Raw genomic sequence first — 26,459 nt, 5'->3', positions numbered from 1 at the left:
AGATCGGCATGCGCATTCCTGCTTTGACGGCCGGCGCCATCGCGCTGGCATTGGCGATGACCGGCGGCGTGAGCGCGGCCGAGGCACCCGCCATCAACCCGCTGCTGACACGGCCAGTGGAGCAGCTGCGGCCGGACGAAGTCCGTTTCATGCAGCAGCGTCTGGCGGATTGGCCACAGCTGCAGCGCTATCGTGACGCCAACGCAGCCCTGCCTGCTGCCCGGCCCGGACAGCCACGCGTGGTGTTCTACGGCGACTCGATCACCGAGGGCTGGGGGGCTGAGGGCAGCGCCGCCTTCTTCCCCGGCAAGGGGTATCTCAATCGTGGCATCGGTGGCCAGACCACGGCGCAGATGCTGGTTCGCTTCCCGCAGGATGTGCTTGCGCTGCATCCCCAGGTGGTGGTGATCCTGGCCGGCACCAACGATATCGCCGGCAATACCGGCCAGGCCACGCAGGCGATGATCGAAGACAACGTGCAGGCGATGGTGGCGCTGGCGAAAGCGCAGGGCATCAGCGTGGTGCTGGCCTCGGTGCTGCCGGTCAGCGAGTACCCCTGGATGCCTGGTATCGAGCCCGCCGCGAAGGTGCGCGCATTGAACCGTGCACTGAAACGCCATGCCGACGAACAACAGCTGGTCTACCTGGATTACCACACGCCGTTGGCCAACGCGCAGGGCGGTCTGGATGCCGACCTGGCCGGCGACGGCGTGCATCCCACCACGAAAGGCTACGCGGTGATGGCACCGCTGGCTGAGGCTGCGATCGATCAGGCGCTGGCGAGGCGCGCCGCTCGGTGATGGTCGGCCGGAACATGCCGCAGGTCGGGACGTGATGGCGGGAACTCAGTCGTCGTCGCGCTTCAGCGCGGCGTCGGCAGCCAGCAGTGCTTCGGCGGCGGCGCTGAGTGCGGGGGAGGGCGGCAAGGACGAACCGATGGCGTCCATCATCTGCTGCATGCCCACGAATGCGCGCGCGCGGCGATCATAGATGCCGGTGACCAGCAGGGCGCGCGTGGCGATCTTCTGGCCGTCGCCGACCAGCACGCGCTGCTCCATGATCACGCGCGTGCCGACCCAGCCGGCCAGGCGTGTTTCCAGGGTGAAGCGCTGGAATGGCCGGAGCTCGCGGCGGAACTGGATGGTGCCGGCGCCGACGATCGGCGCCCATTTCTCGCGCAGCGCCACCTTGCCCAGGCCCATGCGCAGGATCAGGTCCAACCGGCCCAGATCGAAGATGTTCCAGTAGCGGCCGTTGGTCATGTGCAGGTTGCTGTCCAGATCGTTGGGCAGCACCCGGAACTGCAGCCGCGACACGCCGAAAGGCGCCTCCAGCCTGGGCCGGAACAGACTGCACAGCAGCAGATGGAGCAGGCGGAACCAGAGATTCATGATTATTACGGGTGTTATAGAATCGACGGTACGCTAGTCTATGGCGACTGTCTTAGCAAGGCGCAGCCATGAGTCCGCGAACGTCCGACGCTCCCCAGCGCGTGATCGATGCCGCCGCGCAGATGCTGGCTCGGGTCGGGCTGAATGCAACCAGCATCCGTGAAGTGACCAAGCTGGCCGACGCGCCGCTGGGGTCCACCTACCATCACTTTCCAGGCGGCAAGCAGGAGCTGCTGGCGCGCGCCACGCTTATGGCCGGCGACAAGGTGGAAGCGCTGCTGGTGGCGCTGCTGAAGGGCGGCGCAGTGCAGGGCCTGCAGCAGTTCCTGGCGATGTGGCGCGAGCGCCTGCTGCGCTCCGGGTTCCGCGCGGGTTGCCCGGTGCTGGCCGCTGCCGTTGAGGAGCCGATGGACGCAGTGCCGAGCCAGCCCCGCGCGGCAGCTGCCGAGGTGTTCGTGCGCTGGCACGATCATCTCGCCACGGCGCTCGTCGCCGAAGGACATGCGCCAGCCGCTGCGGGTGAGCTGGCCAGCCTGGTGATTGCCAGCGTGGAAGGCGCGGTGGCGATGTGCCGCGCGCTGCAGGATATCGCTCCGTTTGACCAGGTCGCCGCGCAGCTGCTCAGGGCTGTCGCGCCACCTGCGCGCTAGAATCAACGCGAACGCGCTGCTGCGTGCCCGGCAAGGACGTCCACATGTTGCACCACCTCTCCCTCGGCGTCCGTGACCTCGATGCCGCAGGCCGCTTTTACGATGCCGCACTCGCCACGCTTGGGTTTCGCCGGGTCTTCGAGGACGAGACCGCGATCGGTTATGGGGTGGTCGATGATGAGGATGCGCTGTGCCTGAAGCTGCGTGATGACGCCGCAGCGCCGGGTCCCGGTTTCCACGTAGCGTTTGCCGCGGACTCGGCAGCGGCCGTGGATGCCTTCCACGCAGCCGCCGTGGCCAACGGGGGCGCTGACAACGGTGCGCCCGGGCCGCGCCCCGATTACGGTGACTTCTACTACGCGGCGTTCGTGGTCGACCCCGATGGCCATCGCATCGAAGCGGTGACCAAGGCGCGGCCGGAGTGACGCAGCCAGGTGTTTCGGCGCCCGCACGCTGACAAGCACAAGCGCACGCAGCAGCTCACGCCAGCGATGGTTCGCGCGGTGGGACGCTGCCGGGTACGTCGTCGAAGTGGCTGAAACGACGACGCCGGATCACACCCGGCGCCGCCCGGGGCGATCAATCGAAACGCCAGCGCACGCCTGCATAGATGCCCCGGCCTTCGCCAGGCGTGGAGCGGGCGACATCCTTGCCGGCGTCGTCGTAGCCCGGCGTGACCGTGGCCGCGTAGTGGCGGTTGCCGAGGTTGCGCATCTCCGCCCACGCCTGCCAGCGGCCACCGGGTGCGTCGTAGCCGATGCGGCTGCCGAAGATCACGTGGCTGTCGGCCCAGTAGCTGTTGGCGTAGTCCACCGCGATGCGCGAGGCGTATTCGGTGTTCAGCGCGGCGTACAGGCCGGAGGCATGATCGAAGCGCAGCTCGGCCTGGTAGCTGTGGCGCGGCAGGCCCGGCAGGCGGTTGCGGTCGAACCGGGCGTCATGGCGGTAACGGAAATCACTGAAGGTGTACGCTTGGCGCAACGACAGGCGCCCCGGCGCGGCCTGCCACAGCGTGCTGTCCAAACCGGCTTCGATGCCGCGGTGCACGGTGGGGCTGGCGTTGTTTTCTGCGATGAACAGGTTCGGCACCGGTTGCAACTCCACGCTCAGCAGCTCGTGGTTCACGTGCGCGTAGTAGCCGGTCAGCTCCCAGCGGCCCAGCACGGCATCGCCCCGTGCACCCAGTTCCAGCGTGGTGGCGGTCTGGTTCTGCATCGGCACCGGCGCGCGCTGGCGGCCGCTGGACGGTCCGTTGCCCGGCCCGAAGTATTGGTTCGAGCCCCAGATCATCGACCAAGGATGCGGCGCTTCCACCGAGCGGCTGAGGTTGCCGAACCACTGGGTCTGCGCGCTGTGCTGCCAGGTGAAGCCCAGTCGCGGTGCGTAGTCCCAGTCGTGGTCGCGCAGGCGGCCGCCACTGCTCGGCCAGGTCACCTGCACATCGCGGCGGGTGTTGATCAACGCCAGCCCGGTCTGCATGCGCAGGCGGTCATTGAAGGCGAGGGTATTGCTGACGTGCAGTGTGCTGTCGGTGCCGTGGTGGCGGAAGTCACGCGTGCGCGTACCGGCGGCATAGCCGTTGCTGGCAAAGCGCAGCGACTCGCGCACATCGGCGTCCAGATCGTGGGTGACGCGCAGACCGATCGTGGTTCGGCTGTCCAGGCCGAACAGCCGGTGGCGGTGGTGGTAGTCCAGCGTGGCGTTGAGGTTGGCGTAGTCCAGCTGCTGGCGGTACAGGCTCTCGTTCAAGTCCATCGGATACGTGTGATAGACCAGCCCGGCCTGCAGCGAAGAATCCTCGTCGATCTGCAGCGTGGTGACACTACCGACCCAGGTACTGCCCGGCTGCGGGCGGCGCGCATCGATGGCCAGGTTGGCTGCGTTCGCGGCTCGCGGATCGTTGCGGATCTGATCGCGGGTCAAGCGACCGGGCGTTTCGTGATTGGTTTCGCGGTAGCGAACGAAGAAACGCGTCTGCAGGTCGGGCGTGATCTGCCAGCCGATGTTGGCCATCGCGCCCTTGCCGTCGCCGCGCGCATGGCGCTGATAACCATCGAACTCGGTATCGGTGTAGGCCAGGAAGTAATCGAGATCGCCGTTGACACCGCCCCAGCTGATGCCGCGTTTCTGGTAGCCACGGCTGCCCGCTTCGTAGTGCAGCTGCATGCCGGCCGAATCACGGCCGCTGCGGCTTACATAGTCGATGGCACCGCCCAGCGCCAGCGCGCCGCGCTCGAAGCCGTTGGCGCCGCGCAGCACCTCTACCCGCGACAGCCACAGCGGTTCCAGCAGTTCGTAGGGCGTGCCGCCGGGGCCGGTCAACGGCAGGCCGTCGATCGATACGGCGATGCCCGAGGCATGTGCGCCCGGGCCGCGATTGATGCCCGAGCCACGGATCGAGACCTTGGTGCCTTCGTTGCCGGGCGATTGCGCACTGATGCCCGGCTGGAAGGCGAGTACATCGGCACTGCTGGCCAGTCGGCTGTCGGCCTTGGCCACGTCGATGACGTTGCTGGCGCCGGGTACGCGCTTCAGCGCCTCGCGGGCCTGGGCGCTGGCATCGGCCGCAGTGACCTGCACGGCATCAAGGGTAGTGGCCTGCGCGGCGGCCTGGGCGGTTGGGGCCAGGCCAAACGAGACGGCCAGGAACAGCAGCGACGGGGTAGGGCAGTACGGCGCGAGCGACATGCGGAAATGCTGTAAACCACGAAAGTGGCGCGCAAGTTAACAGTTCGCTGGGCCCACGTCACCCATCACCGGCGTATGGGGCTGGTGCACCTGTAGAGCCGAGCCGATGCTCGGCTGCTTTTTTTACGGAGCCGAGCATCGGCTCGGCTCTACAAAGACGGTTTCGCCAGCGCCTTCGACTTCGCATACAGCCGCTCTGCGACATCCTTCTCACCCAATGCCGCATGACACTCGGCCAGGCTGTCCCACACATTGGCCGAATCCGGATACAGCTCGGTGTTGAGGGCGAATACCTTCAACGCGCTGCGCGCACCGAGGTTCGCGAAGATGGCGTAGCCATCGGTGTTGATCGCGCGTTCCAGTTCGTTGGCCGCGATGCCGCTGCTGTCGCGCAACCATGTGCGCAGGGCCGGTGCAGCGCCTGCATCATCTTCCAGCGCATAGGCAATCAAGCGTTCGGAAAACACCGCATGCGGAAATTCCTTCGGTGCGGCCACCGCCATCGTGCTTTCCACCAGCGTGCTCGACCACACGTTGCGCGCGCTGCCGTTGGTCAGATACACGAACACCCAGTAGCCGCTGGCCAGCGTGCCCTTGTAGGCCAATCGCGCACGTACACGGGTACCACCATCGTGCCCGACCTGGGTATAGCCGTCGCTGCGGGTGGTATCCCAGCCGGTGGAGAAGAAATTGCTGCGGCCATCGGTCAGCCTCTGCGGCTGCCAGAGCTTTTCCAGTGTTGCCGTACGCAGCAGCTTGCCGGTGGCCAGCGCCTGCAGGAAACGGTTCATGTCGCCCACGCTGGTCTGCAGATCGGCATGACCCCAGCCGTAGTCCGGCCACGGGTCTTCGTTGGCCGGTTGCAGCTGCCCATCCTTGCCGACGTACGGCACGGCCGCGTGCTGGGCTTGCACGCTGGCGACACCCCACGAGGTGCTGGCCATCTTCAACGGCTGCAGGATGCGTTCGCGGGCGATCGCCGGGTAGGGCCTGCCGTAATGCGTTTGCAGCAATGCGGTCAGCACCAGATAGTTGGCCTGCGTGTACTGCACGCGGCTTCCGGTGGCGAACTGCATCGGTGCCGCGCCGGCCACCTTCAGTGCAGCGGCAAGATCTGGCGCCACACCCGTGTAGCCCTTGCTCAGCCAGCGGTTGTCCACCCGCTCGTAGTACTCGCCGATACCGGAGCTGTGGTTGAGGAAATCACGCACACGGATCGCCTGCCATGCTGCGGGCAAGTCCGGCACGTAGCGGCTGGCGGGTGCATCCAGATCCACCTTGCCCTCATCGACCAGCTGCATCACCAGCGTGCTGGTCAGCAGCTTGGCCATCGACTGCGCGGCGAAGATGGTATCGACGGTGGCCGGTGAATGGGTAGCGGGATCACGTTCACCGCTGGCGCCCTGGTACAGCACCTGGCCGTTGTGTGCGACCAGTACCGCCTGGCCGGCGATGCCATAGCGTTCGCGGTTGGCCTGCAACTGCGCATCCATCCGGGTCGGAAGATCGTTGCGAACATCCCCCGCCAGAGCAGGCAGGGCAACGGTCAAGGCACAGAAGAGCGCGGCAAGGGCGCGGTACATCGCGATGATCCGTCAGTGGCGATGGCGCATCTTGGTCAGCGGCGGGGGCGGGGTCAAGCGCATGGCGCCGGGCCATGCCCGGCATTGCAGGTACCGCGCCGGTAGCGCCGGGCCATGCCCGGCGACACCCGGGTCACGATCAGCCCAGAATGCCCGGCAGGTCCAGCCCCTTTTCCTTCGCGCACTCCAGGGCAATCTCATAGCCGGCATCGGCGTGGCGCATCACGCCGGTGGCCGGGTCGTTCCACAGCACACGACCGATGCGCTTGGCGGCCGCCTCGGTGCCATCGCAGACGATGACCATGCCGGCGTGCTGCGAGAAGCCCATGCCCACGCCGCCGCCGTGGTGCAGCGATACCCAGGTCGCACCGCTGGCGGTGTTGAGCAGCGCGTTCAGCAGCGGCCAGTCGGAGACTGCGTCGGAACCGTCGGCCATGGCTTCGGTTTCTCGGTTCGGCGAAGCGACGCTGCCGCTGTCCAGGTGGTCGCGGCCGATCACCACCGGCGCCTTCAGCTCACCGTTGGCGACCATTTCGTTGAAGGCCAGCCCCAGCCGATCGCGGTCACCCAGGCCCACCCAGCAGATGCGCGCCGGCAGACCCTGGAACTTGATCTTCTCGGCGGCCATGTCCAGCCAGCGGTGCAGGTGCGGGTTGTCCGGAATCAGTTCCTTCACCTTGGCGTCGGTCTTGGCGATGTCTTCCGGATCGCCACTCAGCGCGGCCCAGCGGAACGGGCCGATGCCGCGGCAGAACAGCGGACGGATGTAGGCCGGGACGAAGCCGGGGAAATCGAAGGCATTGGCCACGCCTTCTTCCAGCGCCATCTGCCGCAGGTTATTGCCGTAATCGACGGTCGGCACGCCCAGTGCGTGGAAGCCGAGCATGGCGCGGATATGGTTGGCCATCGAGGCGCGCGCGGCCTTTTCCACTTCCTTCGGTGCGGAAACCCGCTTCTCGTCCCATTGTTCGACGGTCCAGCCCTGCGGCAGGTAGCCGTTCACCGGGTCGTGCGCGGAGGTCTGGTCGGTCAGCAGGTCCGGCTTCACGCCTCGCTTGAGCAGTTCGGCCAGCACATCGGCAACGTTGCCGAGCAGGCCCACCGATTTCGGCGTGCCCGCCTTGCAGGCTTCATCGATCAGGCGCAGTGCTTCGTCCAGGTTGTCGGTCCAGGTGTCCAGGTAGCCGGTGCGCAGGCGCATGTCGATGCTGCTCCTGCGGCACTCCACCGCCAGGCAGGAGGCACCCGCCATCACTGCCGCCAGCGGCTGCGCGCCGCCCATGCCGCCCAGGCCGCCGGTGAACAACCACTTGCCGGTGAGATCGCCGCCGAAGTGCTGGCGGCCCATTTCCACGAACGTCTCGTAGGTGCCCTGCACGATGCCCTGGGCGCCGATGTAGATCCAGCTGCCGGCGGTCATCTGGCCGTACATGGCCAGGCCCTTCTTATCCAGCTCGTTGAAGTGGTCCCAGTTGGCCCAGCGCGGCACCAGGTTGGAGTTGGCGATCAGCACGCGCGGCGCATCGGCATGCGTGCGGAACACGCCCACCGGCTTGCCCGACTGCACCAGCAGGGTCTGGTCATCGTCCAGGCGCTTGAGCGTTTCGACGATGGCATCGAAGCTCTCCCAGTCGCGCGCGGCGCGGCCGATGCCGCCGTACACCACCAGTTCCTGCGGCCGTTCGGCCACGTCCGGATGCAGGTTGTTCATCAGCATGCGCAGCGGTGCTTCGGTCAGCCAGCTCTTGGCGTTGAGCGTGGTGCCGGTCGGTGCGGCAAGGGTGCGGGACGGGTCGTTGCGGGTCATGCGGCGCTCCGGTTCGTAGCAAATTCAAGGCAGGCATTGAGCACCTGCGCCAGGGTGTGGCGCAGCGGTGCGGCGTGGTCGGGGTCGAGCGGGGTGGGCCAGCTGTGCTCGTCCACCTGGTCCGGCAGGGGTTCGTGCATGTAGCCGCGACAGGCCAGCTCCATCTGCAGGCTGTGCACGCCGCCGGCCACGTTGCTGTAGTGGCGGGTGATCCAGCCGCCCTTGAAGCGGCCGTTGCGCACCTGGCTCATGCCGCTGATCTTCAGCAGGTTTTCCACCACGTCGCTCAGTGCGTTGTCGCAGGAGGTATCCGGTGCGCCGGACGGACCGGCGGTGCCGAGATTGAACTGCGGCAGTTCACCGTCGAACAGGTGTGGAATGTGCGAGCGGATCGAGTGCGCGTCATACACCACCACCGTGCCGTGACGTGCGCGCAGCCGCGCGATCTGCGCGGCCAGCGCGTCGTGGTAAGGCGCGAAATAGGTGTCCCGACGGCGCGCGATCTCCGCTTCGTCCGGCTCGCGCCCGGCCTGGTACAGCGGCTGGTTGTCGAAGGTGGTCAGCGGGCACAGGCCGGTGGTGTTCTGGCCCGGGTACAGCGATACCCCGCTGGGATCGCGGTTGAGATCGATCACCGAACGCGAGATCGCCGACCGCACGGTGGTCGCGCCCATGCCGCGTGCGAAGTCGTACAGTTCGTGCACCCACCAGTCGGCATCGCGACGCGCCAGCCACGGCGAGTGATAGTCGCCGATCAGATCGTGCGGCAGCTCGCTGCCGGTATGCGGGAAGCTGACGATCAGCGGGGCATCGCCCTCGTGCACCGTCAGCCAGTCGGGCTGGGCATTCATGCCTGCGGCTCCACGGTCGGCAGGACAGCCTCCAGGCCCCGTGCCAGCGCGCCGCTGCGCACGAGCGAGGTGGCAACCACCATGTCCGGGTGGAAGTAGCGGTCGTCCTGCAGGGTCGGCACCTGCGCGCGCAGGGTGGCGCGTACGTTCTCCAGTGCAGCGCTGGAGCGCAGCGGCGCATGGAAGTCACAGCCCTGTGCGGCGGCCAGCAGCTCGATGCCGATCACATTGGCCGCGTTCTCGGCCATCTGCATCAGCCGGCGCGCACCGTGCGCGGCCATGGACACGTGGTCTTCCTGGTTGGCCGAGGTCGGGATCGAATCCACACTGGCCGGATAGGCCCGCTGCTTGTTCTCGGACACCAGCGCGGCGGCGGTCACCTGCGGAATCATGAAGCCGGAATTCAGGCCGGGGCGCGGGGTCAGGAAAGCCGGCAGGCCGGACAGTGCCGGATCCACCAGCATGGCCAGGCGGCGTTCGCTGATCGAACCGATCTCGCACACCGCCATCGCCAGCATGTCGGCCGCGAAGGCCACCGGCTCGGCGTGGAAGTTGCCGCCGGACAGCGCCTCGCCGGTGTCGGTGAACACCAGCGGATTGTCGGACACGCCGTTGGCTTCGATTTCCAGCGTGGTGGCGGCCTGGCGCAGGATGTCCAGTGCCGCACCCATCACCTGCGGCTGGCAGCGCAGGCAATACGGATCCTGCACCCGCACGTCGTTGTCGCGATGCGATTCACGGATGCCCGAGTCCTGCATCAGCGTGCGCAGCGTGGCGGCCGTGGCGATCTGTCCGCGCTGGCCACGAATGGCATGGATGCGCGGATCGAACGGTGTATCCGATCCCTTCGCCGCTTCCACCGACAGTGCGCCGGTGACCAGCGCGGCCTGGAACACGGTCTCGATCTCGAACAGGCCGGCCAGCGCATAGGCGGTGGAGAACTGGGTGCCATTGAGCAGGGCCAGGCCTTCCTTTGCGCCCAGTTCAACCGGCTGCAGGCCGGCCCGCGCCAGTGCGTCCCGGGCCGGCAGCCGCTCATCGCCGATGAAGGCTTCGCCCACGCCCAGCATCACGCTGGCCAGGTGCGAAAGCGGTGCGAGGTCACCCGATGCGCCGACCGAGCCCTGCGCCGGCACCACCGGCAACACGCCCTTGACCAGCATCGCCTCCAGCAGCAGCAGCGTCTCCTCGCGCACACCGGAAGCCCCCTGGGCCAGGCTGACCAGCTTCAGCGCCATCATCAGCCGCACCACGCTGGCGGGCATCGGCTCACCCACGCCTGCGGCGTGCGACAGCACGATGTTCCGCTGCAGCGTGGCCAGGTCTTCGCGCTCGATGCGCACGCTGGCCAGCTTGCCGAAGCCGGTATTGATGCCGTACACCGGCGCACCCTTGGCGACGATGGCCGCCACGGCGGCGGCACTGGCGCGTACCACCGGCAGCGCCGCCGGATCCAGCGCAAGCGGCGCACCGCGATAGACCTGTCGCCACTGGGCGAGGGTGACATGGCCGGGGCGAAGAACCAGGGTGTTGCTCATGTGTTGCTCCAGGAGGCAGGCAGGTCGGGCTGACCGCGCACCACGCGCGCGTGCAGCGGGTTGAATCCAATGCGGTAGACCAGGTCGGCCGGCGCGTCGATGTCCCAGATCGCCAGGTCGCAGTCCATGCCCACGGCCAGGCGCCCGATGCGGTCGCCATGGCCCAGCGCACGCGCTGCTTCGCGGGTGAAGCCGGCGATGCACTCGTCCACCGTCAGGCGGAACAGGGTCGCGCCCATGTTCATCGCCAGCAGCGGGCTGGTCAGCGGCGAGGTGCCCGGGTTGCTGTCGGTGGCCAGTGCCAGCGGCACACCCGCTGCACGCAGCGCGGCAATCGGCGGCGGGGTGGTATCGCGGGTGAAATAGAACGCGCCCGGCAGCAGCACGGCAACGGTGCCGGCCGCCGCCATCGCGGCGATGCCGGCGTCATCCAGATGTTCGATGTGATCGGCCGACAGCGCGCCGAAGCCGGCGGCAAGCTCTGCCCCGTGCTGGTTGCTCAACTGCTCGGCATGGATCTTCACCGCCAGTCCGTTCGCGCGTGCGGCGTCGAACACCTGCCGCGCCTGCGCAGGGGAGAAGGCGATGTTCTCGCAGAACACGTCCACGGCTTCGGCCAGGCCCTCGGCCGCGATGGCCGGAATCATCACGTCGCAGACCTCGTCGATGTACTCCTGCGCCTGGCGGCCCGGGGGAACCGCATGGGCACCCAGGAAGGTCGGCACCACATTCACCCGGCATTCCTCGCCCAGCGCGCGTGCGACCTGCAGCTGCTTGCGCTCGTCGTCCAGGGTCAGGCCGTAGCCGGACTTGATCTCGATCGTGGTCACGCCCTCGGCGCGCATCGCCAGCAGGCGAGGACGGCTCTCGGCGGCAAGCTGGGCTGGCGTCGCGGCGCGGGTGGCGCGCACGGTGGAGACAATGCCGCCGCCCGCGCGGGCGATGTCGGCATAGCTCACACCCTGCAGGCGCTGCTCGAATTCGTTGGCGCGGTTGCCGGCGTAGACCAGGTGGGTGTGGCAGTCGATCAGGCCGGGCGAGACCCAGCGGCCTTCGCCGTCGATGCGGGTGGTCGGCTGCAGATGGGCATCGCTGCCGGCTGGGCCGACGTGGACGATGCGGCCGCCCGCGCAGGCCAGCACGCCGTCACGGAGGACACCCAGGCCCTCACCGTCGAGGGTGATCAGATGGACGTTGGACCAGAGGATATCGACATGCATGGCATCCACACTGCGGCTGTGCTTATATGTCTATACAATATAGGTGTCCATTTCGGGTTGTCCAGCCATGTCCGATTCGCGTTCCCCGTCCTGTTTCCATGCCGCCCACGCGCTGCTCGCCGATGGCTGGGCCCGCGATGTCCGCCTGCAGGTGCAGGCGGGGCGCATCGCCGCGATCGACGTGGGGCAGCCCGCGCAGGATGGGGATGCCCGGGTCGGCATCCTGGTGCCGGGCCTGCCGAACCTGCACAGCCATGCGTTCCAGCGCGGCATGGCCGGCCTGACCGAGATCGGGGGCGGCGACGGCGACAGTTTCTGGAGCTGGCGCGAACTGATGTACCGCTTCCTTGCCCGCCTGCGCCCGGACGCAGTGCAGGCCATCGCTGCCCAGGCATACATGGAGATGCTGGAAAGCGGCTTCACCCGTGTCGGCGAGTTCCATTACCTGCACCACGATGCGGAGGGGCGGCCCTACGCCGACCGGGCCGAGATGAGTGCACGTATTGCCGCAGCCGCGGCACAGACCGGCATCGGCCTGACCCTGCTGCCGGTGTTCTATGCCCACGCCGATTTCGGTGGTGCGGCACCGAACCCGGCCCAGCGTCGGCTGATTCACGACGTGGACGGTTTTGCGCGGCTGCTGGAGGGTGCCCGTGCTGCGCTGGCCGCGTTGCCCGATGCGGTGCTGGGCATCGCCCCGCACAGTCTGCGGGCCGTCACCGGCGATGAACTGGCAGCACTGCTGCCGTTGAACGAGGGCCCGGTGCACATCCACATCGCCGAGCAGGTGCGCGAAGTCGACGCCTGCCTGGCGTGGAGTGGACAGCGTCCCGTGCAGTGGCTGTACGCGCACGCCGAGGTGGACGCGCGCTGGTGCCTGGTGCACGCCACCCACATATCCGATGACGAGCGCGCCTCCATCGTCGCCAGCCGGGCCGTCGCCGGCCTGTGCCCGATCACCGAAGCCAATCTGGGCGATGGCCTGTTCCCGATGCAGGCGTTCGCACGCGAAGGCGGGCGCTTCGGCGTGGGGTCCGATTCCAACGTGCTGATCGATGCGGCCGAGGAACTGCGCCTGCTCGAATACGGCCAACGCCTGGCGCTGCGCGGGCGCAACGTGCTGGCTGCCGATGCCAGCCGCAGCAGCGGCAGATTCCTGTTCGAGGGCGCGCTGCACGGCGGCGCACAGGCGTTGGGCGTGGCCGCAGGTCTGCAGGTCGGGGCCAGTGCCGACCTGCTCGAACTGGACGCCGCACACCCCGCGCTGCAGGCGCGACGGGATGACGCATGGCTTGACAGCTGGGTGTTCGCCGCACGTAATGGCGCGCTGCGATCGGTCTGGCGCCATGGCCGCCAATGCGTGGCCGAAGGCCGCCACCTCCAGCGTGAGGCGATCACCACCGCCTTCGCTACCGCCCTGCGCGGCGTGCTGGGCTGATCGCTTCCCGCCATCGAGACCTGTCACGTGAAGGCCAGCAAGTCCGCCACGCTCAACCAGCGCATCCGCAGCGACCTGGAAAGCCGCATTCTCAGCGGAGAGTGGGCGCCGGGTTTCCGCATCCCCTATGAGCACGAACTGATGGAGCAGTACGGCTGCTCGCGGATGACCGTCAACAAGGTGCTGACCGCGCTGGCCGAGAGCGGCATGATCGAGCGTCGCCGCCGGGCCGGTTCGTTCGTCGCCCGGCAGCCACCGCATCTGGAACAGGTGGCGCTGGAGATTCCGGACATCGCGATGGAGGTCGGCTCGCGTGGCCACCAGTACGGGTACCGGCTGCTGCAGCGCGAGCTGCGCCTGGCCGACGCCGGCAATGCCGGTGAAGTGGAGCTGGCCGGCAGTGAAATGCTGCTGGCGATGCGCTGCCTGCATCTTGCCGACGGCCGCCCGCTGGCGCTGGAGCACCGGTTGATCAGCCCGGTGGGTGTACCGGAGGTGCTGGAGGTGGACTTCAGCACCACCGCGCCGGGCAGCTGGCTGCTGCAGAACGTGTCCTGGACCCGGGCGCAGCACCGCATCAGCGCGTGGGGTGCGGACACGGCGTCTGCCCGCCTGCTGGACGTGAAGCCGGGCACCGCCTGCCTGGTGATCGAACGCCTGACCTGGCGGGGCGAACAGCCCATCACCCGCGTGCGCCAGGTGTTCCTCGGCGACGCCTGGGATCTGGTGGCCCGCTTCGCGCCCGGCGCGCGCTAGCGCGCACGCTTCCGCGCGTTCAGATCAATACGTCGCGCACTGCCGCCAGCGCACCGGCTCATCCACGCCGGGGCGGGCATTGAGCTGCACGCGCACCGTGCGCAGCGCGGGGTAGCGCAGGACCTGTGTGCAGACGCGCGGCCACACATCGTCAAGTTCGCCGGTGCGGTTGATCGCCAGGGTCTGCCGGGTCAGCCAGACGCCGCTGGCAATGCCGGGCTGGCCAGCCAGCGCCCGGGCCAGATCCGCCTGGTAGCGGTCAAGGGTCGCCATATCCGGGTTGGGGTCGCTGTGGCCATCGTCTGCCGGCGTGGAAACGGCAGCAGCAGGCGCTGCCGCTGCCGGTGCGGGCGCCTGGGAGACAGCGGCAGGCGCCGCGGCGGCGATGTCGGCGGAGGCAGGGGCGGTCACCGCCTGCGGCGCCGGTGACGCCAGGTGCAGGCCCTGCAGGCCGAGGCCGACCAGCAGGCCGACGGTTACCGAGGCCAACGCGGCAATGGCGATGCGACGCAGGGCCTCGTGGCGTGCAGTGGCGCGCACGCGCGCATCGATGTCGGCCGGCAGATAGGGCTGCAGCAATGGCCACAGGCGCGGGCCGTCCAGCACCTCCACGGCCTGCAGCTCGGCGGCACTACGGCCATCGCGCTGGATCCGGCCTTCGGTGATCAGCACGCCGCCCTTGGCCCCGGCCAGCCGCGCTGCCGCGCCCAGTTCGTTCACCGCAGCGGTACCGATGCGATAGGCCAGGCCATGCTTGCAGGACACCCGCCAGGTATTGGGGCCATCGCTGAGCAGGAAATCGCTGCTGGGCTCGCGGGCATCCTCGGCAGGAACCTCCAGTTCGCGCAGGCCGCGCTGCTCGCGCAGCATCCGCTTGACCAGCGCGGAGAACTCCCGCCAGTGCATGCCGGCCAAGGCCTGCAGGCCCAGTTGCATCTCCTTCTGCCGCCGCTTGATCCACCACAGGTGAACGACGGCCAGGGAACAGATAAGCAGGGCCGACAGCAGGGCCAGAATCCAGGGAAGCATGCAGGGAGAGCGCGGAAGGGGCGAAAACGGAAGCAGACAGTGTAAAGCGCGCACTGCCTGGCAGGGTCAGGACGTTCCCCACAGCAAGCGTGATGGAACGCTCAGATCGGCGTTCCGCAGGCACGAAAAACCCGCCAATCCTGAAGCCGTGAGGGGAGGGAACAAACGGCAGGCGAAGCGATTGGCGGGTTGCTCGCGATTGTCAGGCAAATTTTATTGCATTGCAACAATCCATCGTCAGGGCACGCTGCCCGGCGACTGGTGGCTGCCCGGGGCCGGCGCATCGCTGCCCGAGGCCGCCCGCGTCTCCAGCTTGGCCAGGCGCGCATGCAGGGCGTCCAAGCGTGCCTCCAGCGCGGTGAGCTCGTCGGCGGTGGGCACATGCAGGCGCTTGAGCACGCCCTGCACCTGGTCGTCGAAGGCCTTTTCGACCTTGTTCCAGGTGCCCGAGGCCTTCTCGCGCGCCTCATCCAGCGAGGACTCGACGTTGTCGCGCCATCCCGGGCCCTGCTCGCTGGCGCGCTCACGGCGGCGGGCCTCCCAGGCCTCGCCTTCCTTCACCAGCCCATCGAAGAAACGGCTGCCTTCGGCCTGTGCCCGGCCCAGCGCACCCAGTCCGGCCAGCCAGACCTGCTGGGCCGAATCGCTCAGCTTGCGTGAGAAGCGTCCGGCCTGTTCACCAAAGGTGGCGTCGTCGTCGCGGCGGTCGTCGTTTTCGTAGCGGTTCATCGCACTTCCCGTGGGAGTTGGACCTGCCCCGAGAGTAGCGCGCGCCGCCGTTGCAGGGCCGTGACGGCCGCTGTCGTGGTTCAGCCCAGCTTTTCCTTCAGCACGCGCTGGATTTCGCTTTCGACCATGCCTTTCATTGCCGACAGCAGGAAGCCGAGCTTGGCGGTCACCCGCACGGCGCCCGGCTGCAGCTCGATCGCGCCGTCCACGCCGCTGCCGGAGAAATTCAGCACATCGGCGCTCCACGAGGACTTCAGGCCAAAGCGCTCGGCCAGCTTGGCGGCAACCTGTTCGATCGCCTCGCGCGCCTGTGCGTCGGGCAGGGCGTGGGCGTGGCGGACATCGATGGTGGACATGCAGGCTCCTGGCGCAGGGCGGGGTGATCAGAGAGGGCGAGCATTGTGCGCATCGATCGCGTCCGCGCCAAGCGCTCATCCGGGGTTCTTCTTCGATGCCGGCCAACCTGCTAGGCTGCGCCGCGTGCAGAACCTGCTTGTTCACTTCAGTCAACAACAACAGCCCGACCAGCCGCTGCGGCCCGGGGTGCAACGCATCGTGCGCCATGCCAACGGCAGCGTGCGGCTGGGCGAAGCAGGCAACGGCGCGTTGCTGCTGGCGCAGTTCTGCATGGATGATCGCGGCCTCTGGCTTCAGGTCGGCAACGGCATCCGCGGCATCCATGTCAACGGCCGTCCGGTACGGCGCATGGCGCTGCTCCGCGCCGGCGATGCGGTGTATGTCGATGGCGTGGAAATGGTCCTGCGGGGCGAAGCCGAGAGCCTGCTGCAGGCGCCGTCACCGGACGGCGAAGATGCCGGCGACGAGCAGCGCCTGCTGCGGGGCGTCGGTGGCCTGCACCATGGCCGCAGTTTCACCTTGTCGCGCGCCCGCGTGATCGGCCGCGGCACCGAGGCCGACATCGCCATCGACGATCCGGCGTTCGCCGAACAGCACGCGCGCGTGGAAGTGCACGGCGATCGCGTCCTGCTGCGTGACCTGGGCAGCGCCGATGGCACCTGCGTCAACGGCGTGGCCGTGCGCCACTGCTGGCTGCAGCCGGGCGACCAGGTGGTATTCGATGGCCAGCACCGTTTCGTGCTGGAAGTGCCGCGTGATCCGCGCCGGCGGCCGCTGGCGGCCGAGGATGAGTCCAGCCACGAGGCCGAACGGGCGCCTGCCGAGCCCCTTCCTCCGCGCCGGGTCCGCCGCTGGCCGTGGCTGCTGGTCAGCGCACTGCTGCTGGCTGCGCTGCTCAGCCTGCTGCTCTGGTTCGGCGCGCGCTGAGCCTGTCGTCTCCGTGCTTCGGGCAGGCGCCGGCCCAGGTCGGCGACTGCCGGCGCAGTGCCGCGGGCGATGGATTCCGATGAAACCAAATTTCCCTTGCCGCGCAAGGCCGCAAGGCTGGTGCACTGCGGCATACTAGGGATCTTGCCCCACAGGTGTGACATGACGCGCGCGTTCAACTTCAGTGCCGGCCCTGCAACCTTGCCGGAATCGGTTCTGCGCCAGGCGCAGGCGGAAATGCTGGACTGGCACGGTACCGGCGCCTCGATCGTGGAAATGAGCCATCGCGGTGCGGAATTCATGTCCGTCGCCGCCGAGGCCGAGGCGGACCTGCGCCGCCTGCTCGACATTCCCGAGGACTACGCCGTGCTGTTCCTGTCAGGCGGCGCCACCACCCAGCAGGCGTTGATCCCGCTGAATTTCGCAAGCCCCGGCCAGCGTGCCGACTACGTGGTCAGCGGCCACTGGGGCAGGACGGCGGTCAAGCAGGCCGGCCCCTATGTGGACGTCAACATCGCTGGCAGCAGCGAGGACGGGGGCTACCGCGAGCTGCCCGCGCGCAGCAGCTGGCAGCTTTCGCCCGATGCGGCCTATGTGCACATCACCGCCAACGAGACCATCCACGGCGTCGAGTTCCGTGACGTGCCCGATACCGGCGATGTGCCGCTGGTGGCCGATTTCAGTTCGTCCATCGCCAGCGAACCGCTGGATGTGCGCCGCTACGGCGTCATCTACGCGGGCGCGCAGAAGAACCTGGGCCCGGTCGGCATCGCGGTGATGATCATCCGTCGCGACCTGCTGGAGCGCAGTGGCCAGCCGCGCGCGGACATCTTCGACTACCGCTCGCACGTGGCGCGCGACTCGATGCTCAACACCCCGCCCACCTGGAACTGGTACCTGGCGGGGCTGGTGTTCAAGTGGATGCTGGCCGAAGGCGGCGTGGCCGAGTTCGCCCGGCGCAATGCGGCCAAGGCCGCGCTGGTGTACGGCGCCATCGATGCGTCCGGCGGCTTCTATCGCAATGAAGTCGCGCACGCGGCGCGTTCGCGGATGAACATCCCGTTCTTCCTGCCCAACGCCGACCTCGATGCGCGTTTCGTCGCCGAGGCCAAGGCCGCCGGCCTGCTGGCGCTGAAGGGTCACAAGGTGGTCGGCGGCATCCGTGCTTCGCTGTACAACGCCATGCCGCTGGCGGGTGCGGAGGCGCTGGTCGCCTTCATGGCCGACTTCCAGCAGCGCTACGGCTGAGCAATGAACGGCGCGCACCGTCGGGTGCGTGCCCACGCAACAGGGAATTCCGATGGCAAGCAAATCCAGCAAGAAGGCGCCGAAGCAGGCCGCACCGGCCAAGGACAGCGCTGCGTCCAAGGGCACGTCCAAGGCCAGGGCTGCATCGACGCCGGCCCCCACCCAGGCGCCGCTGGCACTGGCCGACGTGCGTTCGAAGATCGACCAGATCGACCGCGACATCCAGCGCCTGATCGCCGAGCGCGCGCAGTTCGCCCACCAGGTCGGCAAGGCCAAGGGCAAGCTTGCCGCCGCCGTCGATTACTACCGCCCCGAGCGTGAAGCACAGGTGCTGCGCATGGTGGTGGACCGCAACGAAGGCCCGCTCAGCGATGAAGTGCTGGTGCACGTCTATCGCGAGATCATGTCGGCCTGCCTGGCCCAGCAGGAGCCATTGAAGATCGGCTACCTCGGCCCGGAAGGCACCTTCAGCCAGCAGGCCGTGCTCAAGCATTTCGGTCGCTCGGCGCTGGGCCTGCCGTTGGCCAGCATCGAAGAAGTCTTCCAGGAAGTGGAAGCGGGCAACGCCGATTTCGGCGTGGTGCCGGTGGAGAACTCGGGGCAGGGCACCATCCAGATCACCCTGGACATGTTCCTGACCTCCAACCTGAAGATCTGCGGCGAAGTGGAACTGCGCGTGCAGCAGTACCTGATGTCGCGCAGCGGCCGCATCGAGGACATCGAACGCGTCTACGGCCACCCGCAGTCGTTCATGCAGACCTCGGCGTGGATGCGCGCCAACCTGCCCAAGGCCGAGAAGATTCCGGTCTCCAGCAACGCCGAAGGCGCACGCCGCGCGCGCAACGCCGACGATGCGGCGGCCATCGGTGGCGAAAGTGCCGGCCACGTGTACGGCCTGAAGAAGGTGGTGACCAAGCCGATCCAGAACGATGCCGACAACACCACCCGTTTCCTGGTGGTGGGCCGCAACATCTTCCCGACCTCCGGCCATGACCGCACCTCGGTGCTGGTCTTCATCCATGACAAGCCGGGTGCGCTGTTCGACGTGCTCAGTCCGTTCGCACGCCACGGCATCAGCATGAACCGCATCGAGTCGCGGCCTTCGCACCACGGCAAGTGGGAGTACGGCTTCTTCATCGACCTGGCCGGCCACATCGACGACGCGCCGATGCAGGCCGCGCTGGCCGAACTGGAAGCACACTCAGCGCAGATCAAGGTCCTCGGCTCCTATCCGGTGGCCGTGCCCTGATGCCTGCCGCGGTGGCCGCGGCCACCGCCCCTTGATGCACCGCCGGCCCGCCGGCGTCTACGGAATGATCGAACGATGAGCAACGCGCAACACTGGATCGCCCGCAAGGGCCAGCCGCTGCAGGGCAGCCTCACCATTCCCGGCGACAAGTCGGTTTCGCACCGTTCGGTGATGTTTGCCGCGCTGGCTGACGGCACCTCTCACATCGAGGGTTTCCTGGAAGGCGAAGACACCCGCGCCACCGCGCGCATCTTCAGCCAGCTGGGCGTGCGCATCGAAACCCCCAGCCCGTCGCAGCGCATCGTCCACGGCGTCGGCATCGATGGCCTGCAGGCGCCCAGCGCAGCGCTGGACTGCGGCAACGCCGGCACCGGCATGCGCCTGCTGGCGGGCCTGCTGGCCGGGCAGTCGTTCGACTGCACCCTGATCGGCGACGAATCGCTGTCCGGCCGGCCGATGCGCCGTGTCACCGGCCCGCTGTCGCAGATGGGGGCGAAGATCGATACCCAGGACGATGGCACGCCGCCGCTGCACGTGCACGGTGGCCAGGCACTGCACGGCATCGCGTTCACCTCGCCGGTGGCCAGCGCGCAGATCAAGTCGGCCGTGCTGCTGGCAGGCCTGTACGCACAGGGCGAAACCAGCGTCGTCGAACCGCACCCGACCCGCGACTACACCGAGCGCATGCTGTCCGCGTTCGGCGTGCAGATCGAGTTCTCGCCGGGCAAGGCGCGCCTGCGCGGTGGCCAGCGCCTGCGTGCCACCAACATCGCGGTGCCTGCCGATTTTTCCTCGGCAGCGTTCTTCCTGGTGGCCGCCAGCATCATTCCCGGCTCCGAGCTGCGCCTGAAGCAGGTTGGCCTGAACCCGCGTCGCACCGGCCTGCTGCATGCACTGCGGCTGATGGGGGCGGACATCACCGAGGAAAATCCAGCCGAGCAGGGCGGCGAGCCGGTCGCTGACCTGGTGGTGCGCTACGCGCCGCTGAAGGGCGCGCGCATTCCCGAAGCGCTGGTGCCGGACATGATCGATGAATTCCCGGCCCTGTTCGTCGCCGCCGCCGCCGCCGAAGGCCAGACCGTGGTGAGCGGCGCAGCAGAGCTGCGGGTGAAGGAATCGGATCGCCTGGCAGCGATGGCCACCGGCCTGCGCGCGCTGGGCATGCAGGTGGATGAAACCGAAGACGGCGCGACCCTGCATGGCGGCACGCGTCTGGGCAGCGGCACCATCGAAAGCCACGGCGACCATCGCATCGCCATGGCCTTTGCCATTGCCGGCCAAATCAGCGACGGCGAAGTACGGATCAACGACATCGCCAACGTGGCCACCTCGTTCCCCGACTTCGACGGCCTGGCACGCAGCGCCGGATTCAACCTCTCAGATCATCGGTAGTGCCCGGCCAGGCCCGCCGAATCGGTAGCGCCGGGCCATGCCCGGCGAGCAGGCATCAGACGTGCAGATAAAATGACGGAGGCCGAAGCCTCCGTCGAACATCACGAACCCCTCGTCCGCGATCAACGCTGCTCGGTACGGAAATCCACTGGGACCCGCACCACACTGGCCACAGCACGGCCATCCTGCATGGCCGGCTGGAACTTCCAGTTCTGGACCGTGCGCAGGACCGCACGATCCAGGTCACGGCTGCGTTCGCCACTGCGCGACACGATCGCGGCATTGGTGACGTTGCCGCGGGTATCCACATCAAGGCTGGCGATCACGCTGCCCTGCACACCGTTACGAAGCGCAGCCGCCGGATAGTCCGGCTTGCTGTTGCTGGCGAGCGGGCGCGCCTCGCGGTTGCGCACCGCCGGCACTGCCTTGCGCTCGCTCGTGGCCGGCGTGGCCTGTCGTGCGGCAGGCGGTGCCGTTTCGGCAACAGGCGTCTGTTCGGTGGCTGGCAGCATGCGCTCGCCGACCGGTGCAGGCGCCACCTCATCCGGTCCGGAATAGCGCAGCCAGAGCAGCGCGGCCGCGAACATCGCCACGATCAGCGCGACCCACAGCCAAGGCGATGTGGCCCGGCGCGGCGTACCGTCCTGCTGCATCTGCGGCGAATGAAGGTCTTCATGGGTGGTGACAGTCATCGCAAACTCCTTACGTCGGTTGACGACGTGCCGAGTGTTGCCCGAGGCCACGAAGAAAAGTGTCAGTGTTGCGTCAACGCAACCGGGAGGGTTCAGTTTGCCTTCCGGTATGCGTTCAGTTACTGCGTCTTGAAGTCGAACGGCACTTCAATGGTGCCCGGCACCGCCTGCCCGTTGCTCTGCGCCGGGGTGAAGCGCCAGCGGCGCACCGCGTCGGTCGCTGCGCGGTCCAGGTCACGCGAGCCGCTGCGCTGGATGACGGTGACGTTGTTCGGATAGCCCGTAGCGTCCACCTCTACCCGCACCACCACACTGCCGGTTTCGCCCGCACGCAGTGCGGCGGCTGGATAGGCCGGCGGCGGCGATTGGCCCGCGATCGGCATGGGCTGGCTGCCGCCACCGGCGACCGGCACGGTGCCGGGCGCAGCGGGTGCCGGTTCAGCCATTGCAGGCGGCGGGGGCGGAGCGGTTTCCACCAGCTTCGGGGCGTCTTCCGGTGCCGGCGCCGGCTTGGCGTCGGGCATGTCGCTGGACCCGGCTGCCGCCGGCAGGGGTTCCGGCAGAGGCTCCACCTGGGCGGTTTCCTGCGGCGTCTGTGCCGCAGGGTCGGCGCGGAAGAATTCCTTGTCGCGGCCGGTCAGCCAGACCACCACGAACAGCAGCACCCCCACGCCGAAAGCGATGCCGGCGATCTTCAGGGCGTTGCGCGGAATATGCACAGTGAACGACTTGGCGGACGACGAGCGGGGTGCAGACATGGACCGGACCAGTACGGAATAGCCCGATTCTGCCACGGCCCGAATGAACCGGGCGGCAGAAATCCGCATAACAGGCGATAATCCCGGTCCTGACACCCACCACGACACCTGCCATGCTTGATCCAGCCCTGCTCCGCCACCAGCCCGCCGACCTCGCCGAACGCCTGCGCACCAGCCGCGGCTTCGAGCTCGACGTGTCTGCCCTGGAGTCCCTGGAGGCCGATCGCAAGCGCATCCAGGTGCGGACCCAGGAGCTGCAGAGCCTGCGCAACAGCCGCTCCAAGGCCATCGGCCAGGCCAAGGCCAAGGGCGAGGACGTCTCGGCCATCATGGCCGAGGTCGCCGCCTTCGCCGACGAACTGAAGGCCTCGGAAGTGGCGCTGGACGAGCTGCGCGAGAAGATCGAAGCAATCTCGCTGGGTATTCCGAACATTCCGGCCGACGACGTACCGGCCGGTGCCGACGAGAACGACAACGTGGAGCAGGCGCGCTGGGGTACCCCGCGCCAGTTCGATTTCAAGGTGCTGGACCACGTTGAACTGGGCGCCCGCAACGGCTGGCTGGATGGCGAAACCGCCGCCAAGCTGTCCGGTTCGCGCTTCACCGTGCTGCGCGGCCCGATCGCGCGCCTGCACCGTGCGCTGGCCCAGTTCATGGTCGATCTGCACACGGGCGAACACGGCTACGAGGAAACCAACGTACCGCTGCTGGTCAACGCCGAATCGCTGCGCGGCACCAGCCAGCTGCCGAAGTTCGAGGATGACCTGTTCAAGACGGCCGTCGGCGAGTCCACGCGCTACCTGATCCCCACCTCGGAAGTGCCGCTGACCAACATCGTGCGCGACGAGATCGTCGACGCCGAGCGCCTGCCGCTGCGCATGACCGCGCATTCGATGTGCTTCCGTGCCGAGGCGGGCAGCGGCGGCCGCGACGTGCGCGGCATGATCCGCCAGCATCAGTTCGAGAAGGTCGAGCTGGTCTCGATCTGCCAGCCGGAAGACAGCGAGGCCGAGCACCAGCGCATGACCCGCTGTGCGGAAGTCGTGCTGGAAAAGCTGGGCCTGCCGTACCGCAAGGTCCTGCTGTGCACCGGCGACATGGGCTTCTCGGCCATCAAGACCTACGACCTGGAAGTCTGGCTGCCCTCACAGGAGACCTACCGCGAGATCTCCTCGTGCTCGAACTGTGGTGACTTCCAGGCCCGCCGCATGCAGGCGCGCTGGCGCAACCCGGCCACCGGCAAGCCCGAGCTGGTGCACACCCTGAACGGCTCGGGCGTGGCGGTCGGCCGCGCGATGATCGCGGTGATGGAGAACTACCAGAACGCCGACGGCAGCATCACCGTGCCGGAAGCGCTGCGCCCGTACATGGGTGGGCTGGAAACCATCGCCTGACAACCGGCTCAGGTGGGTGCCATGCTTGCATGGCACCGAATCCACGCATGGCGTGGATCTGCAATGCGGCTACATCCACGCCCTGCGTGGATGAACCCCGCGATCACTCCACAACCCGCACCTTCTCCAACGGCACCCATCCCGCTTCGCCCGCCTCGGGCATGCACCACGCCCAACCATTCAGTGTGCGCAGCCCGCGCAGCCTCTGCCCCGGATTCACATCCAGCTCCCGCGCGCAGTAATCCGCGGTGGCAAACGCGTCACCCTGCGTATCGCGACCGATCACCGGTGCCGGCACGAATCCAGGCTGCTGCCCCTCGGCCTGGCACAGGAACCAGTCCTCTCAGCCCTCCGGGCCTTCATAGCGCTCGCCTACCACCAGCGCCTGGCCGCGGAGCAGGGTGATCGGGTGTGGGAATTCGCTGCGGTGCGTGGTCGTCACGATGTAGTTCATGGCCCACTGTACCGTCTCCGCCGGGCATGGCCCGGCGCTACCCGATCGGTGTGGTAGCGCCGGGCCATGCCCGGCGGGCGGGAACCGGGCCACAAAAAAACGGCCCCGCATTGCGGGGCCGTCGGGGTGGGCCGGGAGGGGGGAGGGGAATCCCGGCCCGCGTTCAACGCCCAGACGAGGAGAGAGGGGCGCTGAACGCTGGAACGCGTCACGCCGCTGCCGCTTCCGCCGCCTCATGCGAGGGCAGTGCAGCCAGTGCACCGGCAATGGCGTCTTCGCGGTGCTGCGGCGAGTAGGCGATGCCCTCGGCACGCACGAACTCGACCTCATTGATGCCCATGAAGGCGAACACCTGGCGCAGGAACGGCTCCTGGAAGTCGGCCGGCGAATCGGTGTAGATGCCGCCACGGCTGCTGGCGATGATCACCCGCTTGCCACCGGCCAGACCCACCGGGCCATTCTCGGTGTACTTGAAGGTGCGGCCGGCCACGGCCACGCGGTCGATCCAGGCCTTCAGGGTGGAGGGGATGCTGAAGTTGTACATCGGCGCGCCGATCACCACCACGTCGGCATCGAGGAACTGCTGCATCACCTGTTCAGCGTCGGTCGCCTCGGCCGCATCGGTCTTGGCCAGCGAGCTGCTGCGCAGATGCGGTACCGGATTGGCGTCAAGATCGCGATAATCGACCTGCAGGCCGTCGATCTGGTCCTTGAACCGGGCCACCACCGCTGCCGACAGCTGGCGGGAGACGGAATTGTCGCCAAGCACGCTGGCGTCGAGATGCAGAAGCTTCATGGCAGTCACCTATGTTCTGGAAGGAAGGGCGGGTTTGCCGCCGACGGAGAGAACGATAGGTTGTTGCAAAGGCGGAATAAAGGTGGTTGAATGCCACGTATTGTTCTAGATATGGAACTCGGGTATGCATGACCTGAATGATCTGTACTACTTCGCGATGGTGGTCGACCACGGCGGGTTCGCCGCGGCCGAGCGCGCCCTGGGCATCCCCAAATCGCGCCTGAGCCGCCGCATCAGCCAGCTGGAGACCGACCTGGGCGTGCGCCTGCTGCAGCGCTCCACGCGCCGCTTCGCGGTCACCGACGTCGGCACCAGCGTGCACCGTCACGCGCAGACCATGCTGGCCGAAGCACAGGCCGCACGCGAAGTGGTGGACCGCCTCAGTGCGGAGCCGCGCGGCGTGGTCCGCGCCAGCGTGCCGGTGTCGTTGGCGCAGATGCAGCTGCCCAAGCTGCTGCCCAAGTTCCTGGAGCAGTACCCGAAGGTGCGGCTGCAGCTGAACATCAGCAACCGCCGCGTGGACATCATCAACGAAGGCTACGACGTGGCCCTGCGCGTGCGCTCGCGCCTGGACGACGATGGCAGCCTGGTGATGCGCAGCTTCGGCCAGGTGCAGGAACTGCTGGTGGCCAGCCCGAAGTACCTGGACCGCGCCGGCCGCCCGAAGGAGCCGGAAGAGCTGACCCAGCACGTCACCCTCAGCATCAGCGAGGACGAGGCGCGCCAGCGCTGGGAACTGCATGGCCCGGAAGGCGAAGTGCGCCGGGTGGACCTGCAGCCGCGCGTGGCCGGCTTCGACTTCCCGCTGCTGCAGAGCATGGTGAAGGACGGCTTCGGCATCACCATGCTGCCGGAAACCGTATGCGCCGATGCCGTGCGCAATGGCGAACTGGAAGTGGTGCTGCCGGACTGGTCGCTGCCACAGGGCGTGTGCCACGCAGTGTTCGCCTCGCGTCGCGGCCTGCTGCCGGCGGTGCGCGTGTTCATCGATTTCCTGGCCGAGCACCTGCCGCCGCAGCTGGAGGCCTCGCGCCTGCATTGCGACGGCGCCTGCGAGAAGGCCAAGGAACGCATCAAGGCCAGCGCGCTGGGTGCGCTGGCGGTGGATGCGGGCTGAGGCTGGAGCGGTAACGCCGGGCCAGCCCCGGCCGCGACGACGGTCTTGGGCAAATCGCCCGACCGTGCGAGAATGCGTGCCCGGCCTGCAGTGCCGGGCCGATACGGAGAGATGGCCGAGCGGTTTAAGGCACCGGTCTTGAAAACCGGCGAAGGGTTAAACCTTCCGTGGGTTCGAATCCCACTCTCTCCGCCATAGGCATTTAATTCAGTGGCTACCAAGGCCTTCGTCGGTCGATACTGCCGCCTACCGAAGCACACGGCGCTTTGATGTCTAGTGGACTGGCGATCAGACAGGATCCATTGCGCCGAATCTGAGCTAGGTGTCGGGTTTGACTGCGGCTGCCGCTCGCCTGTTGAACGCCTTGCGCCAGTCCAGCATCGATGTCCGCGCCA

General features: G+C 67.8%; 24 protein-coding genes, 1 tRNA gene and 1 pseudogene. 12 read left to right on the top strand and 14 right to left on the bottom strand.

Annotated features, from left to right (window positions below):
• Positions 1–8: 8 nt before the first annotated feature.
• Positions 9–800, top strand: coding sequence for an SGNH/GDSL hydrolase family protein (locus ACVOJ1_RS15210; RefSeq protein WP_346480602.1), 792 nt, complete (start codon positions 9–11; stop codon positions 798–800).
• 45 nt (positions 801–845) lie between these two features.
• Here the strand turns inward: ACVOJ1_RS15210 and ACVOJ1_RS15205 are convergent, their stop codons facing one another.
• Complete coding sequence (locus ACVOJ1_RS15205) at positions 846–1,391, bottom strand: thioesterase family protein (protein WP_197571571.1); 546 nt, start codon at positions 1,389–1,391, stop codon at positions 846–848.
• A 68-nt stretch (positions 1,392–1,459) separates the two neighbouring features.
• Here ACVOJ1_RS15205 and ACVOJ1_RS15200 point away from each other — a divergent pair, with 68 nt between their 5' ends.
• Positions 1,460–2,041 (top strand): TetR/AcrR family transcriptional regulator, encoded by a 582-nt coding sequence (locus ACVOJ1_RS15200; protein WP_128987783.1) that lies wholly within the window; start codon positions 1,460–1,462, stop codon positions 2,039–2,041.
• Between the two features lie 44 nt (positions 2,042–2,085).
• A complete protein-coding gene (locus tag ACVOJ1_RS15195) occupies positions 2,086–2,466 on the top strand; it encodes a VOC family protein (RefSeq protein ID WP_065182888.1) in 381 nt (126 codons plus the stop codon).
• A 154-nt stretch (positions 2,467–2,620) separates the two neighbouring features.
• Here ACVOJ1_RS15195 and ACVOJ1_RS15190 read toward each other — a convergent pair whose 3' ends face one another.
• The 6 genes from ACVOJ1_RS15190 to hutI all read right to left on the bottom strand — a co-directional run bounded on the left by ACVOJ1_RS15190 (position 2,621) and on the right by hutI (position 11,728).
• On the bottom strand, positions 2,621–4,729 hold the full coding sequence (locus ACVOJ1_RS15190) for a TonB-dependent receptor family protein (RefSeq protein ID WP_346480601.1): 2,109 nt from the start codon (positions 4,727–4,729) through the stop codon (positions 2,621–2,623).
• A 149-nt stretch (positions 4,730–4,878) separates the two neighbouring features.
• Positions 4,879–6,312, bottom strand: coding sequence for a serine hydrolase domain-containing protein (locus ACVOJ1_RS15185; RefSeq protein WP_346480600.1), 1,434 nt, complete (start codon positions 6,310–6,312; stop codon positions 4,879–4,881).
• 139 nt (positions 6,313–6,451) lie between these two features.
• Positions 6,452–8,119: a urocanate hydratase gene (gene hutU / locus ACVOJ1_RS15180; protein ID WP_111186130.1), complete on the bottom strand. Its 1,668-nt coding sequence runs from the start codon at positions 8,117–8,119 to the stop codon at positions 6,452–6,454.
• A complete protein-coding gene (gene hutG / locus ACVOJ1_RS15175; protein WP_346480599.1) occupies positions 8,116–8,970 on the bottom strand; it encodes an N-formylglutamate deformylase in 855 nt (284 codons plus the stop codon). Before hutG ends, hutU begins: the two co-directional genes overlap by 4 nt.
• Positions 8,967–10,508, bottom strand: coding sequence for a histidine ammonia-lyase (gene hutH / locus ACVOJ1_RS15170; RefSeq protein WP_053515500.1), 1,542 nt, complete (start codon positions 10,506–10,508; stop codon positions 8,967–8,969). The genes hutG and hutH overlap by 4 nt, the downstream gene beginning before the upstream one ends.
• Positions 10,505–11,728, bottom strand: a complete 1,224-nt coding sequence (gene hutI, locus ACVOJ1_RS15165; RefSeq protein ID WP_053515535.1) for an imidazolonepropionase — start codon at positions 11,726–11,728, stop codon at positions 10,505–10,507. Before hutI ends, hutH begins: the two co-directional genes overlap by 4 nt.
• 67 nt (positions 11,729–11,795) lie before the next feature.
• On the opposite strand from hutI, the gene ACVOJ1_RS15160 reads away from it, so the two are divergent.
• Positions 11,796–13,166, top strand: coding sequence for a formimidoylglutamate deiminase (locus tag ACVOJ1_RS15160; RefSeq protein WP_065176026.1), 1,371 nt, complete (start codon positions 11,796–11,798; stop codon positions 13,164–13,166).
• Between the two features lie 27 nt (positions 13,167–13,193).
• Positions 13,194–13,922, top strand: coding sequence for a histidine utilization repressor (hutC, locus tag ACVOJ1_RS15155; RefSeq protein WP_053515504.1), 729 nt, complete (start codon positions 13,194–13,196; stop codon positions 13,920–13,922).
• A gap of 24 nt (positions 13,923–13,946) precedes the next feature.
• Here the strand turns inward: hutC and ACVOJ1_RS15150 are convergent, their stop codons facing one another.
• The 3 genes from ACVOJ1_RS15150 to ACVOJ1_RS15140 form a co-directional block, all read right to left on the bottom strand.
• Positions 13,947–14,951, bottom strand: a complete 1,005-nt coding sequence (locus tag ACVOJ1_RS15150; RefSeq protein ID WP_053515506.1) for a restriction endonuclease — start codon at positions 14,949–14,951, stop codon at positions 13,947–13,949.
• Positions 14,952–15,188: 237 nt separating this feature from the next.
• Complete coding sequence (locus ACVOJ1_RS15145) at positions 15,189–15,680, bottom strand: phasin family protein (RefSeq protein WP_053515508.1); 492 nt, start codon at positions 15,678–15,680, stop codon at positions 15,189–15,191.
• Positions 15,681–15,760: 80 nt separating this feature from the next.
• On the bottom strand, positions 15,761–16,036 hold the full coding sequence (locus tag ACVOJ1_RS15140; RefSeq protein ID WP_053515509.1) for a polyhydroxyalkanoic acid system family protein: 276 nt from the start codon (positions 16,034–16,036) through the stop codon (positions 15,761–15,763).
• Positions 16,037–16,160: 124 nt separating this feature from the next.
• Between ACVOJ1_RS15140 and ACVOJ1_RS15135 the strand changes: the two genes are divergently transcribed.
• The 4 genes from ACVOJ1_RS15135 to aroA all read left to right on the top strand — a co-directional run bounded on the left by ACVOJ1_RS15135 (position 16,161) and on the right by aroA (position 20,853).
• A complete protein-coding gene (locus ACVOJ1_RS15135) occupies positions 16,161–16,964 on the top strand; it encodes an FHA domain-containing protein (RefSeq protein ID WP_065176024.1) in 804 nt (267 codons plus the stop codon).
• A gap of 162 nt (positions 16,965–17,126) precedes the next feature.
• Positions 17,127–18,212: a 3-phosphoserine/phosphohydroxythreonine transaminase gene (gene serC / locus ACVOJ1_RS15130; protein WP_053515512.1), complete on the top strand. Its 1,086-nt coding sequence runs from the start codon at positions 17,127–17,129 to the stop codon at positions 18,210–18,212.
• Positions 18,213–18,264: 52 nt separating this feature from the next.
• A complete protein-coding gene (gene pheA / locus ACVOJ1_RS15125; RefSeq protein ID WP_053515513.1) occupies positions 18,265–19,461 on the top strand; it encodes a prephenate dehydratase in 1,197 nt (398 codons plus the stop codon).
• Positions 19,462–19,536: 75 nt separating this feature from the next.
• Entirely contained in the window at positions 19,537–20,853 is a 1,317-nt protein-coding gene (gene aroA / locus ACVOJ1_RS15120; RefSeq protein WP_346480598.1) for a 3-phosphoshikimate 1-carboxyvinyltransferase, read from the top strand.
• Between the two features lie 122 nt (positions 20,854–20,975).
• Here the strand turns inward: aroA and ACVOJ1_RS15115 are convergent, their stop codons facing one another.
• Positions 20,976–21,545 (bottom strand): energy transducer TonB, encoded by a 570-nt coding sequence (locus tag ACVOJ1_RS15115; RefSeq protein WP_053515518.1) that lies wholly within the window; start codon positions 21,543–21,545, stop codon positions 20,976–20,978.
• A gap of 119 nt (positions 21,546–21,664) precedes the next feature.
• Positions 21,665–22,303, bottom strand: a complete 639-nt coding sequence (locus ACVOJ1_RS15110; protein ID WP_053515537.1) for an energy transducer TonB — start codon at positions 22,301–22,303, stop codon at positions 21,665–21,667.
• A 113-nt stretch (positions 22,304–22,416) separates the two neighbouring features.
• On the opposite strand from ACVOJ1_RS15110, the gene serS reads away from it, so the two are divergent.
• Positions 22,417–23,697, top strand: a complete 1,281-nt coding sequence (gene serS / locus ACVOJ1_RS15105; RefSeq protein ID WP_111186122.1) for a serine--tRNA ligase — start codon at positions 22,417–22,419, stop codon at positions 23,695–23,697.
• Between the two features lie 103 nt (positions 23,698–23,800).
• Here serS and ACVOJ1_RS15100 read toward each other — a convergent pair.
• Both ACVOJ1_RS15100 and ACVOJ1_RS15095 read right to left on the bottom strand, forming a co-directional pair.
• A pseudogene (locus ACVOJ1_RS15100) lies at positions 23,801–24,151 on the bottom strand (SH3 domain-containing protein).
• A 208-nt stretch (positions 24,152–24,359) separates the two neighbouring features.
• Entirely contained in the window at positions 24,360–24,947 is a 588-nt protein-coding gene (locus tag ACVOJ1_RS15095; RefSeq protein WP_074899233.1) for an FMN-dependent NADH-azoreductase, read from the bottom strand.
• A 124-nt stretch (positions 24,948–25,071) separates the two neighbouring features.
• Between ACVOJ1_RS15095 and ACVOJ1_RS15090 the strand changes: the two genes are divergently transcribed.
• On the top strand, positions 25,072–26,064 hold the full coding sequence (locus ACVOJ1_RS15090) for a LysR family transcriptional regulator (protein WP_053520355.1): 993 nt from the start codon (positions 25,072–25,074) through the stop codon (positions 26,062–26,064).
• Between the two features lie 105 nt (positions 26,065–26,169).
• Positions 26,170–26,259, top strand: a tRNA-Ser gene (locus tag ACVOJ1_RS15085).
• Positions 26,260–26,459 lie beyond the last annotated feature (200 nt).

It is taken from the genome of Stenotrophomonas sp. STEN225, assembly GCF_056756445.1.
This window is presented reverse-complemented; position numbering and strand designations above follow the sequence as displayed.

What these genes read in the sequence shown, in the direction of transcription:
- ACVOJ1_RS15210 (WP_346480602.1), top strand. Translation starts at nt 9, where the DNA reads ATGCGCATTCCTGCTTTGACGGCCGGCGCCATCGCGCTGGCATTGGCG.
- ACVOJ1_RS15205 (WP_197571571.1), bottom strand. Translation starts at nt 1,391, where the DNA reads ATGAATCTCTGGTTCCGCCTGCTCCATCTGCTGCTGTGCAGTCTGTTC.
- ACVOJ1_RS15200 (WP_128987783.1), top strand. Translation starts at nt 1,460, where the DNA reads ATGAGTCCGCGAACGTCCGACGCTCCCCAGCGCGTGATCGATGCCGCC.
- ACVOJ1_RS15195 (WP_065182888.1), top strand. Translation starts at nt 2,086, where the DNA reads ATGTTGCACCACCTCTCCCTCGGCGTCCGTGACCTCGATGCCGCAGGC.
- ACVOJ1_RS15190 (WP_346480601.1), bottom strand. Translation starts at nt 4,729, where the DNA reads ATGTCGCTCGCGCCGTACTGCCCTACCCCGTCGCTGCTGTTCCTGGCC.
- ACVOJ1_RS15185 (WP_346480600.1), bottom strand. Translation starts at nt 6,312, where the DNA reads ATGTACCGCGCCCTTGCCGCGCTCTTCTGTGCCTTGACCGTTGCCCTG.
- hutU (WP_111186130.1), bottom strand. Translation starts at nt 8,119, where the DNA reads ATGACCCGCAACGACCCGTCCCGCACCCTTGCCGCACCGACCGGCACC.
- hutG (WP_346480599.1), bottom strand. Translation starts at nt 8,970, where the DNA reads ATGAATGCCCAGCCCGACTGGCTGACGGTGCACGAGGGCGATGCCCCG.
- hutH (WP_053515500.1), bottom strand. Translation starts at nt 10,508, where the DNA reads ATGAGCAACACCCTGGTTCTTCGCCCCGGCCATGTCACCCTCGCCCAG.
- hutI (WP_053515535.1), bottom strand. Translation starts at nt 11,728, where the DNA reads ATGCATGTCGATATCCTCTGGTCCAACGTCCATCTGATCACCCTCGAC.
- ACVOJ1_RS15160 (WP_065176026.1), top strand. Translation starts at nt 11,796, where the DNA reads ATGTCCGATTCGCGTTCCCCGTCCTGTTTCCATGCCGCCCACGCGCTG.
- ACVOJ1_RS15150 (WP_053515506.1), bottom strand. Translation starts at nt 14,951, where the DNA reads ATGCTTCCCTGGATTCTGGCCCTGCTGTCGGCCCTGCTTATCTGTTCC.
- ACVOJ1_RS15145 (WP_053515508.1), bottom strand. Translation starts at nt 15,680, where the DNA reads ATGAACCGCTACGAAAACGACGACCGCCGCGACGACGACGCCACCTTT.
- ACVOJ1_RS15140 (WP_053515509.1), bottom strand. Translation starts at nt 16,036, where the DNA reads ATGTCCACCATCGATGTCCGCCACGCCCACGCCCTGCCCGACGCACAG.
- serC (WP_053515512.1), top strand. Translation starts at nt 17,127, where the DNA reads ATGACGCGCGCGTTCAACTTCAGTGCCGGCCCTGCAACCTTGCCGGAA.
- pheA (WP_053515513.1), top strand. Translation starts at nt 18,265, where the DNA reads ATGGCAAGCAAATCCAGCAAGAAGGCGCCGAAGCAGGCCGCACCGGCC.
- aroA (WP_346480598.1), top strand. Translation starts at nt 19,537, where the DNA reads ATGAGCAACGCGCAACACTGGATCGCCCGCAAGGGCCAGCCGCTGCAG.
- ACVOJ1_RS15115 (WP_053515518.1), bottom strand. Translation starts at nt 21,545, where the DNA reads ATGACTGTCACCACCCATGAAGACCTTCATTCGCCGCAGATGCAGCAG.
- ACVOJ1_RS15110 (WP_053515537.1), bottom strand. Translation starts at nt 22,303, where the DNA reads ATGTCTGCACCCCGCTCGTCGTCCGCCAAGTCGTTCACTGTGCATATT.
- serS (WP_111186122.1), top strand. Translation starts at nt 22,417, where the DNA reads ATGCTTGATCCAGCCCTGCTCCGCCACCAGCCCGCCGACCTCGCCGAA.
- ACVOJ1_RS15095 (WP_074899233.1), bottom strand. Translation starts at nt 24,947, where the DNA reads ATGAAGCTTCTGCATCTCGACGCCAGCGTGCTTGGCGACAATTCCGTC.
- ACVOJ1_RS15090 (WP_053520355.1), top strand. Translation starts at nt 25,072, where the DNA reads ATGCATGACCTGAATGATCTGTACTACTTCGCGATGGTGGTCGACCAC.